Below are 15,081 nucleotides of genomic sequence, written 5' to 3' on the forward strand. Positions count from 1 at the left end.
GTGGCGAGCATTTTTCGATTATCCAGACTCTACCGTCGAGGACAGTGCTCAGATGTTTCCATGTGAACATGGACCGTTCACTACTGTACTCTGCAGATGCCCACGGTAGTCCAAACGATGCCTTTCGATGAGACTCGAACGGGGGAGTTTGCTGATTCTATCTTGTGCATTTTGTTGACATTGTCGATTCACTGTCTAACGTTTGAAAACTTGGCTGGATGATGAAGTGACTTCGCTTGTCGCCTGATTGATCACATGCGAGATCTTCTGGCCGCCCTGATGCGATGGTTCAATTGGAGAGACTGCGGAATAGTCCTTGGATTCATCACAAAGCACTCGAAGATCGATTAGGTTGACGGAGTTTTCGAAGGCGATGCGAGTAATGATGTCGTTGATGATGGCAAGACCACAGAGAGCTGCGTCATCGAGACCGGGTATACTGTCATAGACGGTGCAAACGGCCAGCGGAAGCTTGAGATTGAGTAGTGTTTCGATAAGTTTAGCGTACTCGCATTGGAACGTCTCAAGCGACGCTTTCATCTTGGCTAACGCGTCACGAATATCATCACTCTGTTGCTCGAACACACTGGATTCCAGATGCAGTGCGTCGTTACCACCAACGCTCAGCACGAGGTGTGTCGTCGCCTCGGGGATCCGTTCAACTTGACGAAACACTGAACTGATTACAGCTCCATCGACAGCAACCAAGGACGCTTTATCCGCGTCGGTCAACATGTTGGTTAAGTGTTCATAGACAGACAAGCCGTCAGGTACGTAGATCTTGTTATCGAAAATTGAGTCGCCTAGCAGGGTTATATGTCGTTTCATGAAAATTCCGTTGAATCTGTTCTTGTTAGCCGTGTATGGATCTGTGGAGGAGTTCGATCATTAAGTGAAGCGCGTCGGTGTGGACTTGCCCGATATCGTGTATCGTGTTCATACATCGATCTCTTTCTGTGAAGCTCTCCCGAGAATACCTGCGATATTAGGTGCCTCGAACGAATCTGACTTTGTTCCTTTTCCTGAATCAGCGCTCGTTGCACGCTTGGTCATATTGGACCGATGCACTTCGTCAAATAACTCGCTGGCAGGAAGTCCCGTGGCGACTGCATCTCCCAACAAGACATAGATCCGATCGCCCAACGCATCGGCTGCAGCCACCAGGTCTCCTTCTGTATGAGCCTCGATCCACTCGGCCAGTTCCTCGATCGCCATCAACGCTCGACGATTCAAGTGAGAACCACGTTGCCCATCTGACATCGACTTGGCAATCAATTCTCGCAAGCCGTTAGCAAGCTTTCGATCGGCTTCGATATTTTGCTCGAGCAATTCGGCATCGTCGGCGACTTTCTCGCCAATGGATCGATGGAACTCGGTCACTTTTGCTATCTTCTTTTCCATCAGCACACCTGCTTTCCCGTTTCACCGCTGAACATCCAGCGGCGGTCATCAAAATCGTAGTTGCCCTCGTTGCGGAACAGCATCACCTGGACGCCCGCCGGAATATGCTTAAGCATTTCTGGTTGATCATCGACATACATTGTGACGCCATATTCAGCGATCACTTCTGCCTTCGCATCAAAGCGATCGACTAAAACCACTTCGTCGTAGCGGATGTTGCGTTCAGCCAAATCATCAATTGCCTTTTGCCGATCCCTCCGGTAGGTGATTACGATCACTCGCCCCGGCCAGGAATGCGTCCAAGCCGAAAAAAACTCGGGTGATTCAGTAATACACCCATCAAGGTCTAGGCCAAGCGTCAGTAGTGTTCTATTCATGTGTTTGGTTGTTGGTATCGTATTTGTGCGACGGCGTATGAATGCGGATTGGAATTGCGTGTGTTTCAGAAACAAGAAATACTGTAGGCAGACGATTAACAGCCGCGCCGCCTTCGAGGTGGAATTCCCTAGGTGGTTTGCGTTCCAATTGCGGACCAACTCGGGACTTTGCCTCGCAATATATCATGCAAAACGTCAGTCATGGGGTTGTGGTCTCGATCAAGCGTCAGCATTTGCAACTTATGATTTGGGTGCTGGCTAGCTTTGTGGTTCGCTGTTCCGCGACAGATACGCGTAATCCGGTTTCTCATCGTGGCATTCGTGAGGATCACCCAACTTCCCCCAGCTTCGAGGACACGATCAAACGTCGGAGGGAGTTGGCGGGCATCGAAGATAATACTGAGGCAAATAGGTATTTTGGCGGTGGTAAAACTCGGCAGACACTTTTCGCAACCGGCGTGAGGGCAAAATGCGACCTCGCAAATCGTCAGAATCTCGGATAGCAAATTTCGCTGTCCAACGAATCCGTCGCAGGGTTCGAAGTGACTTACGTCTCGGTCCATGGAGATTCCAAGGGCCATTCCAAATTCCAAATCGTTATGGCCAGACATGCATTGGCATTCATCAACCCGGTGCGTCAATACGACAGCGACGTTTGACATCTGTACAATCAATTCGATGACGCTGAGTAACGTATCATGATCTGTGTGACTGATCCGGTGACTCCCTTGTTTTGGATCGTTCAAAATCTCGAGGCTGTCGATCGCCATTTGCATCGTCACGGCAGTCGAAGGTTCCACTTTCGGCCAAGGGAAGCACCTCTGGATTGGAACATCAAGCCACTGACCAAGTGTTTCTGCAATAGCAACCTGTTGGCCGCTTGGGGTTTCACTTTGGAATATCAAATGCTTTGCATCGTCGATATGCTCGCTAATGAATTCGGCGATCTTTACTGCTTGGCGCGGCGTAAGTTTCGTTGGAGGTAATGGATACGGTGGCGATTCAACATCCCATTCGTGCAACATGATATCGCATCGAGCAGCACATAGAGTGCGATTAAACACTTCCGGGAGGTGGCTTCCGGGGCGGCGGATGCTCAGAAGCACGTAGGGTTCTCGCATAAAGAACTCGTACTGTAGTTCGTAACGGTCTAGAAGTTGGATACTGCGAAGTTGCAAAACGGTTCCTTGGTTAGAGGTCGATGACTTGGTCAATGGTTTTTCGGGTTAAACGGTACGCTCTGAATCGACTTCGGCTTGGCATCCCAAGCCAAACGAGAAGACTTCCTAGCCCAATCTGCGGAATCATTCCAATAGTCAGGACCATCAGTCGCAAGTCAACTCCATGCCGCTGTTCCGTTTGCCCGAACGCCTCGGGCGAGAGGAAGCAATACAGTCCCATCCCGATGCCGCTGAGCAGCATTTGCGAACCGAAGAATAGGGAGATGAGTTTGGCGAAACTTTTCAAGGGAGAGTCGTCCTTTCATGGCTGTGTTTAGGTTGTTGGATCGAATCGCATTCGTGGTCCACGCGAGACCAACTTCTTCGTCCGGCGATCGCGTGATCGCGATCAAGTGAACCATCAGAGTCCGATCTGCGACTTCGCTTTCACTTGTTGCATGGGGATTTCCGCAAAATGGATGGATTTGATGTTAGTTGGGATCAATACTTTGACTTGCCCCGAAATTGGCTATTTGTGAACGTCATACAATTGGCCAGCTCGGAACTGAACTCCGAAGTTCTTATTACAGTGGCGGCAGGTTTCTCTTTGGGTTCCATTTTCGATGCGGTTGCGAACTGTCATGGGGCGGCCACAGTGAGGGCAAAGAACGGTAACGGTCATGGGGTGATCTCCAAGGACGATGAAATACGGGAAAGTGATCGAGGTAGATTCGATTATTACGGCGAGTGACCGTTAAGTCACGACTTGACAACTTCTTTGACAAGTTCGTGAACTTGAATGGGCTGTTGACGCGACACGTGCAGCATCTTTTTGGGCGTCCTCTCTCTGTCTCCTTCGTTGACTTGCCTTGACATGAAACAAATTCGGACTCCGAAATGACACGACGGCCTGATTCTAGTCCTCCCAAAGGTTCAATAGCAGCGGCAAGTGGATTCGCCGCTGATTGCCTTCGGTGCGACGAACCAGTCTGCTCCCAAATTCTTTCACAAACACCCCGACGCGGCGTCGAATCGTCGATTCGGAAACCTTCAAGGCGTCGGCGGCAACGCCCGGTCGCACCCACTCCTTCGTCAAATCGTACCGATACTCTTCGATGCTCCAGCCCTTCGGATCAAACGCAGCGATTCGGTAAAACGGATTGCGTCCACCGACAACCTCTGGTGGTCCGAACTCCAATTCGATCCATGCCCCCACGACCTCCAAGGCGATCCAACTTCTCGTGTCAGTAATTCCATGGGCGATACCCAACGCGTCAGCATAGGCATTGAGTCCTGAGTCTTTGTGGATTGGAATGAGTTTTCCGACAACAAGGTCACGGCAAGCGATCTCGCCTTGGGATTCGAGTTTTCGTCCTTCAGCCATCCAATAAATCGCAAACTCGAGTCGAATGAGTTGCAGAGGAACATTGGGATCGTTCTCGATCGGACGAGTTGCAACACGGATCAGTTTGGCGGCGTATGGTTTGTTGATTTGAAAATGGTGTCTTGTCATAGAGTAGTTGTTAGTTCCTGTTGTTTCAGTTAATAGATGACGAATCGAAAATACGACGTGGCCGTGATCGATTTGAATCACGGCCACGTTGCTTCATTTGCATGGCTCAACGCCAGGCGACCTTGTAGGTGCGCGGAGGAAGGACTCTTGGCGAGTGGTTACTTTGCTGGCGAGGAATCGGTGTGGATCGCAGAAACTTTTTGGTGTACTGGCACCACAGTTCGGGTTCAGTTCTAATTGCTGCTTCACCATCGAGGAATCGCTGTGAAATTCCCTTCGCGTAAGCGAACGAGCTTTCAGGGTCATCCGCAATCAACGCTTCGACCTCAGGCAGCCTTCGACAAATTCTCCCACAAATTACCGGTCCGAGTTCGTCGTTGACTACCTGCGTTTTTTCGTCAGTTGCCTCCGTGAAATAGGATTGGATCTTGGATCGATATTCGGATGCGATTTCGGATGTCGCTAGCGAAGCAACCAGTTTCGCAAAACGCTTGATGGATGCTTCTGAGTAGTTCAGCAGCAAACGGTTCTCAAAGTCTACGTTTCGTTCACGCGACTCAGCTTGCCATTGAATGCTATCGTGGCTCCAAGGCCGTCTAGCTTTGGCGGTATAGGCTCGCCAATGGGCCAGGTTCTCTTGGAAAATCTCCTCGTCGGTTTTGGGAATTGCACCTGGAAAGGCTCTGCGATACTGCGCGAGCGGAACGACCGATCGCTTGATTTTGTTCTCGAATCTTGGCCAAGGCTCGCGAAGGCAATAGATCGCATAGTCGGCTGCGTGGCCTGCGGGCAGGGTTGCCACGCGGACGAATTCTTCAAACTCCTGCCATCTGCCTTGAATGACCTTCTCTGCGTACCATATCGCAAGATCTGGGTGCTGCATCAGCTGATTTTCGATCTCGGCAGTGTGCCGTTGCTTCGTCTTAATTGCTTCCTCTACCTGGGCGACTGCTCGGTCGTAACCGTCGCTACCCAAATTCACGACACGGAAAATTTCATAGTAAAGGTTTGCCGTTGGACTGTTATCCCACCGATCACGAATTTCGCCTTTATGGGCGAGGAATCGTTCTCCATCACTGCTGAGCACGAAGTCGAAAGGGAAACTGTAGCCGTGCCCGCCACGTCCACAAACGCACCATCCGCAGCCTTGCCCGAGTCGATTAAGGGCCGACTGAGTTCGTACCCGCAAGACGGTCCAGCGTTCGTCCTTGTAGGCTATCTCCGCTCCGCCGGTAATAACCAAGTTTCCTTTGCGAATCTGCTTGTCTTCTTCGTCAATCCTAATAATCTCAGCGATCCGTCCGCCGAGCTTTGCCAGAGTCTGTGGCGTGTATCGAAAGATGTCGGCATGGTAGCCTGCATCTTCCAGTCGCAACCCCGTCCAACTTAGCGGGGAAAAGTACTTGGCTCCTTTGTGATGGGTTTCGAGGTGTCGTGCGACTCGCTTTAAGTCGGCGTCGCTTGGGTTCCACGGGCCTGTCCAGTGTTTGACCAGCCAGGCGAGATACTTTTTCTTGGGTGTCGGGTCGTGTTCGGCGAGTTTGAGAATCAGAGGGCGGAAATCAGGGTCGTCGTCGAAGTGTTGTCTGAGAAGGAAATCGATGCGTTTGTCGGCTTGGGATTGTTTTAGCGTTTCTTTTGGCTTGGGCTTCCTGCGGTGATGTCCTTGGTCGGTTGGTGGCGAGGAGTTTTTGGCTGACTTGGTTGGTTTGGACGAGGCTGGTGTGATTGTGGCTGTTTTCAAATCGGACTCCGGGGTGAATGGGCTCGTAAACAAAAAAGACGCGCGCATGTGCGCGCAACTGAATATGTACATGTGGCGCCGGTGAGCGTTTCGTTAACCTCGCGCGGTGCCACAAGTGGAAAAAATCCGCATCAGAGGGGGCTAGGCCGTCAAGACGACCACATGAACCGGCCTGCCAGCGGCCTTCATGTGGTCGATCATGTCCTGGGTGCCGGTGCTTTCACCGTCATGAAGTGCGATCAAAGCTTCGCCGACAGCGGCGAGTTCGCGGTTGCGGATCAAACCGGCTCCGCGACCGAGCTTCCAATCGGGTTTGATCACCGTGATGGGAACGCCGTTGCGAGCGGCCCATTGCTCCCCGGCACGGTCTGGGCCGCCTGCGCCGCCCGAGATGACTTCCGTGGTTTTGAAACCGGATTCCGCGATGGCGGTATTAAGAATGGTCGCAAGTTGGTCGTAGTCCCAGCGACGAGAACTGATGCGGGCAATGCTGCGAGATCCAGCGATGATTGTTTTCATTTACGCTCCCTTCGTTTTTGTGCGCAGATCCCAACAAGTCGCGCGACGAGCCGTCGAATCCACATGAAACCGGACAAATCAAGGCCGTTTACGGGACAGCCCCTCCTACCCTAAGAAACCGCCGGTTTTGGAGGTGAAATGCGGGGTTTTTGCGGGAGATGAAATCTAGCTTTTAGCGACCAACACGAAATTCAAACAGGCTGGGAAGCCGCTTGTACCAGTAGGGTCACATTCCGAGTCGATTCAATTAGCATCAGTAACTGACCGAAGCGTCCCCAGAACGCCAGACCCTATTTCGGCGAAATCGGTGGTCCAACCCAGCTGCGCCAGAGCGTTTCGTCATCGCCACATAGAAAGCACAGCCAGTGGCAAAACGCAGCCAACCATTTGGGATTCCAGAGTTCCTGGCGTCGCCGAAATTCATCTGCCATGTAGAAAAGTTCAGCTTCAAGACCCTCGCGGCTCGTCTCGGCAATCTTGAGGAAGGGATCTTGCAGACGGTCGTAGCGATTTGCTTCGCCGGCTTCGATCAAAGCGTCCGATTTACCCACGGTCTGAAATCGCTCATTCACTTCCTTGGGAGAATATTTGAGATTGCTGCTCTTGCTCTTGCGTTTGAGTATGGTTTTGCCTTCCCGTTCAACGAGCAATCCGTCGACGATTCCAGAGGCCACTTTGCTTCGTCCCAAACCTCCCAAGTAAAGCAGAACGAGCGTCCGCAGAAATCTGTCTTGTCGCAGGCGAGTATCCGCCGCAATCTCGCACATCTGGCGGAACTTGATTGCGTCATGCTTATCGGGTTTGGGTGTTTTCCACAGTAATTGACCTCCTAACACACTAAGATCGGCCCTAGAGCCTTTTGGTAGTGACTTTACATGTGCCCGAGCTGCCTCAACTGCGCATTTCTGCCATGTGTTTTCAAACCAATTGCGTTGGCGACCGACCGTAGCGAGTTTGTCTATTTCCGCTTCGATTTTGCAAGTGGCATCGTCGATGATTTGACGCTTTAACGATTGGTCAATCGGCAAACCAACAACCAACTGAAAGATCTCGTCGCGAGCCAACTGGGCGACTCCTGGCAAAAAACGGCGGTCGTTCGTACGACTGAAATTTGCCACGGGACCAGGTAGAAGCTTCCTTTTACGCAATGGCTTGAAACGAGCCGCGTCATCCCAGATTGAGGGGGCCTTACGCTCAACGATTGGTGACGCATCTTCGAGGAAACCAGACAGAAAGCGAGCAAGCTTCCGACTCGCCTCAGGGCAATCTTGGTTGTGCTGAAGCGAAACGAAATTCAGAACTTCCACACCGAAACGAAGGCAGTCGCGAACGATCGAGGTCTGCTCGCCGTCAATGAAAACGCAAACGACATTCCGGCACTGGCGGCGTTTCCAAATTCGCTCCTTGCGATTCCATCCATCAGGGCGCAGATCATCAGTAGTGATAAGCACTGTCAAATCCGCGACCCGAAGATTATCGAGATCACACTTCGATTGGCCTGTGTAGTCCCGAGTATGAACTCCTAAACTCTGGTGGCGGATCTTTTTTACCCACCCACCGGTCGTGACATTACGTTTTCTGGCTTCCCGTAAGATCGCGAGTTCCCCGGTGTTCGACCCTGGCGTAATGATGTTCTTGATCACCGTGACGGACTCCTGCGTTGATTCTCATTCGCAAATTTTATCCGTGGCATTTGTCCGCCTCCCACAGATGCCAACACAAGTACCAATTGATGCGTCGCTGCCGGCCGCTCGTGACTCGTACCAATTCCTCGCCAAACTGTGATTTCCGTTTGTCAACAAACCGTTTGACGGTGTCTTCACTAGGGATCTTGTTCTTCTCGTCTCTGAGCAATTGCCGGACCTCAGAAACTCGCCAAAACTTCTCTCGTTCTTTCGTTGAACCAGATGGTTTGATTTGTTCGGATTTGGGTTTGTCGAGTTCAGAAATGTGCTCGAACGGCTGTCGGTGATCTTCATCGGGTTTCCCGAATCGGATTCGAATCCATGACCCTTGCCCCTGTTTTGCTTTACGTTCTGACACGTACCAATTTGAGACCTGATGGGGCCGCTTAATGCCAAGGTATTTAGCATATTCCGCTAATCGTTCGTCGGAACCAGCCTGTTTGGTGATCACGATGTCCCGACTGGCTATCGCGCCTGTAGGGAGGTACGCGGCAGGCGTATCGTCGAGGTCGATGACGAAGATCTCAAACTCGAGCCGCAGGAGCACGATATCGTCAGCTTGGTTCTCGATGCTCCTCTTAGTCACGTTGAACAATCTGCCGGCATACTCTCGTTCAGTCGAAAAAAGGAATCGACCAGCTTTCATGGATTCGGGAAATTGCATCGGAATGAAGTCGATCTTGGTCTAGGTGTAGATGGAGCGTGTTGGCTCAATCGCGGCATTTGAGTTGAGTCTAGCCAAGAGTCATGTTGAAGTCCAGTTCGTCGAATTGCTGGTCGTGGACCGCTGATGTCAGCACCGTCTTGCAGCGAAAGATCAACCGAGGTCTCCGCCCTCTCGGTCAGACGAATAACCCCGACGCCTTTGATTCTAAGACGCTGGCTGCGACTGCGTTCCATTCTCCCGCAAAAACCCCGCAAACCGGTCGGTTAATTGCCGTTCCGGTTTATTGAAAGCTTGTTTCGTGTTTCGTAGCCGTCTTGGAGTTGCTTATGCCATGTGTTGCCCCGTCCCCAGTTTGTGCCCAGTTGTTTCCCGCCGCCGAAGATCAGATTCTGATCCGAAGGGTCGCCGAGCCTGGAGGTTGGCTCAGCAATATGAGCCCGCATCCGATTGTCTATGAAGGGCTGAAATGGTGGCATGCCGAGGCGCTGTTCCAGGCCTTGCGTTTGGCCCCGGATGATGAGGCCCGCGAGGCGGTGCGAGAGCCGCGTTCTCCGATGATGGCAAAGATGATTGCCAAGCGATTTCGGACGCGGCATGTGGTTGCGCCGCTGAGTGAGGCGGATGTCGAGAATATGCGGCTGTGCCTTGCGTTGAAGTTGGATGCCCATGCCGATTTGCGAGGCAAGTTGATTGCCAGTGGCGAAAGGCTGTTGGTGGAAGATTGCAGTGCCCGCGGCCGCCGAGTGAATAATTTGTTTTGGGGCGCCGTGCGTGTGCAAGATGAAGATTGCCCGCTTGGTTATGCCTGGGAAGGCCGCAATATGCTTGGTCGCCTTTGGAAGGAAGAAAGGGCCATGCTGCAGACCTTGATTAGTTAGTGATGCGTTCTCCGTGGTGGGAGATTGATATGTGCGGGGCGGTTGCCGTTTGGTCGCCGCCCCGCGTCTCTCACGGCTTTAAACCTATCAAAAAACTTGCCAACTCTGGGAAGTTTTGCTGTTCACCGTTAGTCTTGAAATACTCACTTCCAACCTTCGTTTCACAGGAGTCACCCCATTTGGTCATCACCGTCTTTTGTCCGCACTGCGGCCGTCCCAACACCGTCCGAGATCGAATCCGAAACGGCACTCAACGAGAAACATGCCGACACTGCAACAAGAACTTCGGCGTCCGATTTCGGGACGGCGAACTTTACGACATCACCCGTTAGTCACCCGCTCTCCACGTTCTCACCCATTCACAACCCAAGGATTTACCACATGTCCCAAATAAAGAACCTTCTGCTGCTGTGTTGCCTCCTTCTCTTTACAGGTTGCGGCAACCCAATTACCAAAGACAACTATTCCGAAATCAAAACGGGAATGACGATCGATGAAGTCGAATCGATCCTCGGCACCGGAACCGAACAGGCCAGCAGTGACGCGAGCTTCGGCGGTATATCAATCGACATGAAAAGCATGGTTTGGCAAGACGAAGAGAAGATCATTTCGATCACGTTTTCGCATGACAAGGTGCAGTCGAAATCGCAGATCGGCCTTTGAATCGTCCGGTAGGCCAACGGCCTGCCTTTCTCACGCAAGTTGACTGACCGACTGAAATTTCCTCCCATGGAGAATCACGTTTGCGAAAGATCGCCAAACTCATCTCACTGTTCTACGGATGCCAAATGCTGCTTGGCAGTCTTGGCATGGCGTTGTACTGCTACCTCGATCCAAACGCATTCGGAAATCTCGGCAAGGAATCCGGCATCAATTTGCGGCTATTCCTATTGACGGCCGGCTTGGTCCCCCAAGCCGGCCTCGGATTGCTTATGATATGGTTCGGCATGCCCAATCGTAGCCGCATGCGAACCTGGCGTGTCGCCAGAACAACGATCAAACAGATCGTTGAGAACTAGAATTATTACAATTAAGGCATACAAATATGCAAGGATTTTCAGAGCTGCTCTGTATTGATGGCAGCGGCTCAAAAAATACACGTACGGCAGCAAGGAAAACACCAATCTATAGCTTTTCGTGGAAATCTCGCGTAGTATCTCGTGTCTGCACGCGTGACAGAACTCCCCTCAATGTGTTCCGAGAAGCATGTGCCATAGCAAGTCCTGACGACAAGCTCCTGATTGGCGCTGACCTTCCAATCGGACTTCCTGTCGAACCTTGTGATGTATACGGCGACGAGTCACCGCCAATATTTCTTAAGTGGTTGGAACAAACTTCAGATCGCGTTGACGGCAATTCGTGGCGTTCAACACTTATTGCCAGTGGTGTAAAAGAACGGTCCAAGAGTCGTCCGTTTGTAGAGGTCAAATCAGAAGAATCAATTGGAGAATGGGCTGGCAAAAGAAGGTGCGATCAGGTCTCGAACGGATCCAGCATTTATGTCTTGGGCAACAGTGCGAAGCAAGTAGGTAAGTCATCGCTTCAATTCTGGCTTGAAGTCATGCAACCGCTTCGCGAAGAGTTTAAATCCAAAGTGGCGGTATGGCCATTCGAGAGCATCGAATCAGCCTCAATCGTAATTGGCGAGTGCTATCCGCGACTCTGCCAGCAAGCAATGTACGGTAGTGTGGTTTCAAAGACTGATGCTCAGTCTGTCGTTTCAAGCCTTTATGCGGTTAAGGAAAAGGTATCTAGTGAGCTTGAAGTAGAATTTCGCACCTGGCTTCACGCGGCTTCGTCTGAAGACGAATTCGATATGTTCACAACAGTGGTGTCCTTGGCGCTGTCGCAATTGTCGGGACAGGATGTTTTTGCTTGCCCTGATGCTTCAAATGTGTTGACGCTTGAAGGGTGGATGCTTGGTTTAGCGGCGGATGAAAAACCAGTTTCAAGGAAAAAGAAAAGGCGGAAATCCGTCCGCCAGTCTGATGCGAAAAAGATACCGTGCCCAATTCCTGGATGCGAACATATTTTTTACGGGGGGCGTGGAGGATGGGATCCGCATGTTGCGTCGCTAAAAAATCACAACAGTTGGCGTCAGGATCTGAGGACCGGTAAGGAGCGTATGAATGCCTTCAAGGAAGAGTTTCCTGATTTTTTTGAATGAGTGAATACACGACCCTTGGGCTCGACCTAGACGGTTGCATCACTGAAGCACCGGATTTCTTTTCGGATTGGACGCATTCATGGCCGGGGAAGGTGATTGTGATCACTTATCGACGCGATCGCGCCAAGGCGATTGCGGACTTGGACGAACGCAACATTCGCTACGACGAAGTGGTGCTGGTTGATCGGATGGATGCGAAGGCAGCGGTGATCGCCGAGCATGGCGTCACGCTGTACGTGGACGATCAACCTGAGATGCTCAAGAACGTGCCTGCTGGCGTGAACGTGATGCTGTTCCGCAACGAAGGCAATTTTGATTTCGCTGACCAACGCTGGATGCTCAGCCATGATACCGGCAAGCTTGTTTGTTGATGTCGCCGGTAGCAGAGCTTGTCAAAGAATCTGTCAAAGCGGTGGTTTCTTGCAAGAGCCGTTACGATAGAGAGATTGTGAAACGATCCTTCAAACCGGAGATACACTTGAAAACTGAAGTTTGGAATTTTCTTGACCTGATGTACGATGATGACACATGGCCAAACACCGACTTAGCGACAACTGTCGATTCGGTTTGGAACGATGCGGCATCCGCGTTGGACGATCTTGTCTCGGCTCATATCGATTTAACCTATGCCGAAGACGACATCGACCTCGCGCGGGAAATCGCTGACGAAGCAGAGATGCATCCGACGGTCGGGTCGATGTTAGCGGCTCCCGAAATCATGGTTGAGCTCGTCGAAGACGGATTGCTGCTGATGGCAAAACGAGACTTCGAATCGCTGCTTGATTATTTCGATTCGGCATGTCTAAGTGAGCGTGAGTCGCTCGCAAAGATCATCCTGATGCACGGCTTCGAAGGTCATGACTCTCACGCGGGGCGAAGTTTGCTTGCCGCAGTCCAGCCCCCACCAAAAGGTTGGATAAGTCCAACGCTGAAAAGCTATGCGGTTCAAGCTTTCGGCAAACTGGATCCACCCAATGCTGGCATGATTGAGTTCGCCCGTCGGACGGCTTCAAACAGATCAAATAACCAATCGCTTCGCTCGCTCGCAATCGAGGCACTGATGGATATGGGACCGATTGCAAAATCGGCAATTCCAACCTTGCAGCGTATTCACAACGACGATCCCGAAGTCGGTCTCAAACCTTTCGCCTGGGCGGCGCTCAAATCTGTTCGGGCTGATTCACGCGAGCATCCCTGTGGCGGCACGGTCGCCGAACACATGAGAAGCTTGTATCGAGCGGAGAACGATAAAAGGTGAGAAAACAGCTCGAACAAGTCACTCAATTTCATCAGCAGATCGGTGAGGTCGTTGCGGATTCGCCTCGATTGTTGCAGCACAGTGAGGATCTTGATCGCAATCTTGCGAACAGTTTGCGTGAAGTCCTGTCGGCTTACGACCGTGAGGATGAACCAAGGACGCAACTCATGCGTCGGGCGATGATGGCGATCGAGGAATTGGCCGAGTGGGTTGAAGCTCACAATGAACGCGACCTCGTTGCCGCCGCGGATGCTTGGGCGGATCGGATTACCGTGTTGCTTGGTGACGCAGTCGCCACTGGAATGCCGGCCGAACGTTTGCTCGACGAAGTGCATCGCTCCAACATGACCAAACTCGCGGTGAATGAGCAAACCGGTAAGGGAACGAAAAGCGAATGCTATCAACGGCCTGAGATTGAGCAAGTTTTGAATCATGTCGACCGAGGAGAAAATTGATGGCGACTGCATTTATGGTGAAGAATGATGGGAGATTTTGTCGCGACTGCGGCGGTCCGATGACAAGGCTGGGTGACGGATCATTTTGTGAAAACACAACGACCAAAGGGAGCCAGAAAGATGTAAAAGATGTCTGTGAGGCTCTCGGTCGGGAACGTCGACTTTTCTGTGAACACTGCGGTGAGGCAGTTCGGTTAGGCGAAACCGTTTGTCCAGATGCATGCTGCGGAAAGACGGCGTACCGACCATGAGTTTCAGCAGGCAACCACAGATCGGTATTTGGTGGGACAACGGTACGCAGATCGTCGCGTTTCCGCATTCGCCTGGCAACGCAGATTCGGCCACTGGTTTGTGCGACAGTGATGACGCCCACAATGATCTTTGGCCGGATGCCGCGATGCAGTTCGGGCTAACCGATTTTGAAGAATACTTCAGCGTTCCACGCGGCCGTGTTCTCTGGTCGCCGATAAAACAAACCAGCATCATCTACCACGGCAACGAAACTACAACCGACCGGTTGGATGAGATTGCCAAGGTATTTCGTCTCGGCGAATGGGATTCGCGTACCGACATGCACTACATGATGGGTAGTTCGGTCGACGACTTGTTTGACGACTGACTGGCTATGTTGGCGAGAGCAGACATGGTCACTGGTTTCCGGATGCCGTTCACGTTCCAGTTTTTCCCTTAATCACGCCAAAGGATTCCGACTCTGAAACTACGAATCATTCAAACGCTCGATCGATACGAACTCGAAAACCGTTTCGTTTCACGCCATCCCCATGCGATCATCAGTGTCCGTCGGCCGGGCAGTCGATTTGCCAAGTCTCGTTTCACCGAAAGTTGTGTGGCGCAATTGGATTTGATGCTGCACGAATGGGATGTCAACTGCTACGATGTCGTTTTCTTCAGCAATACAGCATTCGATCGCAGATTCGTTGCTGACTGATGTAACAAAGTCGTGGACTATAATATTCCTGTCGCGCGCATTCAAACGAACCGTAGCCCGATTGGAAGCACCCACTCCCCAATCGAGACCATCAATGCGCATCTGGATTTCCTCACCGAAGGAAACATAGCCGGATAACTTATAGGCTATTGGGTCGGAGGTCGAATGTGCTATGATATCCGCTTGATTATTGGTCATCTTCCAAAATGTATAGTTGTGTCACATCCAGCGAATTGTGCCCAAGAATGTGCAGCCGAAAGTCTAGCTCCTGTTTGTCTACGACTGCTTCTCTCACGATCCCGCTGGCA

At 51.6% G+C, this 15,081-nt stretch carries 19 protein-coding genes; 8 read left to right on the forward strand and 11 right to left on the reverse strand.

Features of this window, described 5'->3' with window-relative positions:
* Window positions 1–195 precede the first annotated feature (195 nt).
* From Q31b_RS17785 to Q31b_RS17830, 10 genes are all read right to left on the reverse strand, one after another.
* Window positions 196–828 carry an SGNH/GDSL hydrolase family protein gene (locus tag Q31b_RS17785; protein WP_197171757.1) on the reverse strand — a complete coding sequence of 211 codons (633 nt, stop codon included), beginning with the start codon at window positions 826–828 and terminating at the stop codon, window positions 196–198.
* Window positions 829–936: 108 nt separating this feature from the next.
* Entirely contained in the window at window positions 937–1,401 is a 465-nt protein-coding gene (locus Q31b_RS17790) for a nucleoside triphosphate pyrophosphohydrolase family protein (protein WP_146601021.1), read from the reverse strand.
* Complete coding sequence (locus Q31b_RS17795) at window positions 1,401–1,778, reverse strand: hypothetical protein (protein ID WP_146601022.1); 378 nt, start codon at window positions 1,776–1,778, stop codon at window positions 1,401–1,403. Before Q31b_RS17795 ends, Q31b_RS17790 begins: the two co-directional genes overlap by 1 nt.
* 128 nt (window positions 1,779–1,906) lie before the next feature.
* Window positions 1,907–2,992: a hypothetical protein gene (locus Q31b_RS17800; RefSeq protein ID WP_146601023.1), complete on the reverse strand. Its 1,086-nt coding sequence runs from the start codon at window positions 2,990–2,992 to the stop codon at window positions 1,907–1,909.
* Complete coding sequence (locus tag Q31b_RS17805; protein ID WP_146601024.1) at window positions 2,970–3,245, reverse strand: hypothetical protein; 276 nt, start codon at window positions 3,243–3,245, stop codon at window positions 2,970–2,972. Before Q31b_RS17805 ends, Q31b_RS17800 begins: the two co-directional genes overlap by 23 nt.
* 609 nt (window positions 3,246–3,854) lie before the next feature.
* Window positions 3,855–4,451, reverse strand: a complete 597-nt coding sequence (locus tag Q31b_RS17810) for a hypothetical protein (protein ID WP_146601025.1) — start codon at window positions 4,449–4,451, stop codon at window positions 3,855–3,857.
* A 106-nt stretch (window positions 4,452–4,557) separates the two neighbouring features.
* Window positions 4,558–6,195: a hypothetical protein gene (locus tag Q31b_RS17815; protein ID WP_146601026.1), complete on the reverse strand. Its 1,638-nt coding sequence runs from the start codon at window positions 6,193–6,195 to the stop codon at window positions 4,558–4,560.
* A 141-nt stretch (window positions 6,196–6,336) separates the two neighbouring features.
* Window positions 6,337–6,714, reverse strand: coding sequence for an SLOG family protein (locus tag Q31b_RS17820; RefSeq protein ID WP_146601027.1), 378 nt, complete (start codon window positions 6,712–6,714; stop codon window positions 6,337–6,339).
* A 290-nt stretch (window positions 6,715–7,004) separates the two neighbouring features.
* Window positions 7,005–8,165, reverse strand: coding sequence for a hypothetical protein (locus Q31b_RS17825; protein WP_146601028.1), 1,161 nt, complete (start codon window positions 8,163–8,165; stop codon window positions 7,005–7,007).
* 229 nt (window positions 8,166–8,394) lie between these two features.
* The gene (locus Q31b_RS17830) at window positions 8,395–8,985 is read right to left on the reverse strand and encodes a hypothetical protein (RefSeq protein WP_231617667.1); all 591 of its coding nucleotides are present in this window, start codon (window positions 8,983–8,985) and stop codon (window positions 8,395–8,397) included.
* Between the two features lie 407 nt (window positions 8,986–9,392).
* Here Q31b_RS17830 and Q31b_RS17835 point away from each other — a divergent pair, with 407 nt between their 5' ends.
* From Q31b_RS17835 to Q31b_RS17870, 8 genes are all read left to right on the forward strand, one after another.
* The gene (locus tag Q31b_RS17835) at window positions 9,393–9,944 is read left to right on the forward strand and encodes an NADAR family protein (protein WP_146601030.1); all 552 of its coding nucleotides are present in this window, start codon (window positions 9,393–9,395) and stop codon (window positions 9,942–9,944) included.
* A gap of 381 nt (window positions 9,945–10,325) precedes the next feature.
* The gene (bamE, locus tag Q31b_RS17840; protein ID WP_146601031.1) at window positions 10,326–10,607 is read left to right on the forward strand and encodes an outer membrane protein assembly factor BamE domain-containing protein; all 282 of its coding nucleotides are present in this window, start codon (window positions 10,326–10,328) and stop codon (window positions 10,605–10,607) included.
* 80 nt (window positions 10,608–10,687) lie between these two features.
* Window positions 10,688–10,963 carry a hypothetical protein gene (locus tag Q31b_RS17845; protein ID WP_146601032.1) on the forward strand — a complete coding sequence of 92 codons (276 nt, stop codon included), beginning with the start codon at window positions 10,688–10,690 and terminating at the stop codon, window positions 10,961–10,963.
* Between the two features lie 26 nt (window positions 10,964–10,989).
* Complete coding sequence (locus tag Q31b_RS17850; RefSeq protein WP_146601033.1) at window positions 10,990–12,111, forward strand: hypothetical protein; 1,122 nt, start codon at window positions 10,990–10,992, stop codon at window positions 12,109–12,111.
* Window positions 12,108–12,482, forward strand: coding sequence for a hypothetical protein (locus Q31b_RS17855; RefSeq protein WP_146601034.1), 375 nt, complete (start codon window positions 12,108–12,110; stop codon window positions 12,480–12,482). Before Q31b_RS17850 ends, Q31b_RS17855 begins: the two co-directional genes overlap by 4 nt.
* Window positions 12,483–12,589: 107 nt before the next feature.
* Window positions 12,590–13,369 (forward strand): hypothetical protein, encoded by a 780-nt coding sequence (locus Q31b_RS17860; protein WP_146601035.1) that lies wholly within the window; start codon window positions 12,590–12,592, stop codon window positions 13,367–13,369.
* Complete coding sequence (locus tag Q31b_RS17865; RefSeq protein ID WP_146601036.1) at window positions 13,366–13,824, forward strand: nucleoside triphosphate pyrophosphohydrolase family protein; 459 nt, start codon at window positions 13,366–13,368, stop codon at window positions 13,822–13,824. The genes Q31b_RS17860 and Q31b_RS17865 overlap by 4 nt, the downstream gene beginning before the upstream one ends.
* Window positions 13,825–14,071: 247 nt before the next feature.
* Entirely contained in the window at window positions 14,072–14,443 is a 372-nt protein-coding gene (locus tag Q31b_RS17870) for a hypothetical protein (protein WP_146601037.1), read from the forward strand.
* 150 nt (window positions 14,444–14,593) lie between these two features.
* On the opposite strand, the gene Q31b_RS17875 is transcribed toward Q31b_RS17870, so the two are convergent.
* Entirely contained in the window at window positions 14,594–14,971 is a 378-nt protein-coding gene (locus Q31b_RS17875; protein ID WP_146601038.1) for a hypothetical protein, read from the reverse strand.
* Window positions 14,972–15,081 lie beyond the last annotated feature (110 nt).

The organism is Novipirellula aureliae, assembly GCF_007860185.1.
Classification (GTDB): domain Bacteria; phylum Planctomycetota; class Planctomycetia; order Pirellulales; family Pirellulaceae; genus Novipirellula_A; species Novipirellula_A aureliae.

What these genes read in the sequence shown, in the direction of transcription:
- Q31b_RS17835 (WP_146601030.1), top strand. Translation starts at nt 9,393, where the DNA reads ATGCCATGTGTTGCCCCGTCCCCAGTTTGTGCCCAGTTGTTTCCCGCC.
- Q31b_RS17875 (WP_146601038.1), bottom strand. Translation starts at nt 14,971, where the DNA reads ATGACCAATAATCAAGCGGATATCATAGCACATTCGACCTCCGACCCA.
- bamE (WP_146601031.1), top strand. Translation starts at nt 10,326, where the DNA reads ATGTCCCAAATAAAGAACCTTCTGCTGCTGTGTTGCCTCCTTCTCTTT.
- Q31b_RS17870 (WP_146601037.1), top strand. Translation starts at nt 14,072, where the DNA reads ATGAGTTTCAGCAGGCAACCACAGATCGGTATTTGGTGGGACAACGGT.
- Q31b_RS17790 (WP_146601021.1), bottom strand. Translation starts at nt 1,401, where the DNA reads ATGGAAAAGAAGATAGCAAAAGTGACCGAGTTCCATCGATCCATTGGC.
- Q31b_RS17795 (WP_146601022.1), bottom strand. Translation starts at nt 1,778, where the DNA reads ATGAATAGAACACTACTGACGCTTGGCCTAGACCTTGATGGGTGTATT.
- Q31b_RS17855 (WP_146601034.1), top strand. Translation starts at nt 12,108, where the DNA reads ATGAGTGAATACACGACCCTTGGGCTCGACCTAGACGGTTGCATCACT.
- Q31b_RS17850 (WP_146601033.1), top strand. Translation starts at nt 10,990, where the DNA reads ATGCAAGGATTTTCAGAGCTGCTCTGTATTGATGGCAGCGGCTCAAAA.
- Q31b_RS17810 (WP_146601025.1), bottom strand. Translation starts at nt 4,451, where the DNA reads ATGACAAGACACCATTTTCAAATCAACAAACCATACGCCGCCAAACTG.
- Q31b_RS17820 (WP_146601027.1), bottom strand. Translation starts at nt 6,714, where the DNA reads ATGAAAACAATCATCGCTGGATCTCGCAGCATTGCCCGCATCAGTTCT.
- Q31b_RS17785 (WP_197171757.1), bottom strand. Translation starts at nt 828, where the DNA reads ATGAAACGACATATAACCCTGCTAGGCGACTCAATTTTCGATAACAAG.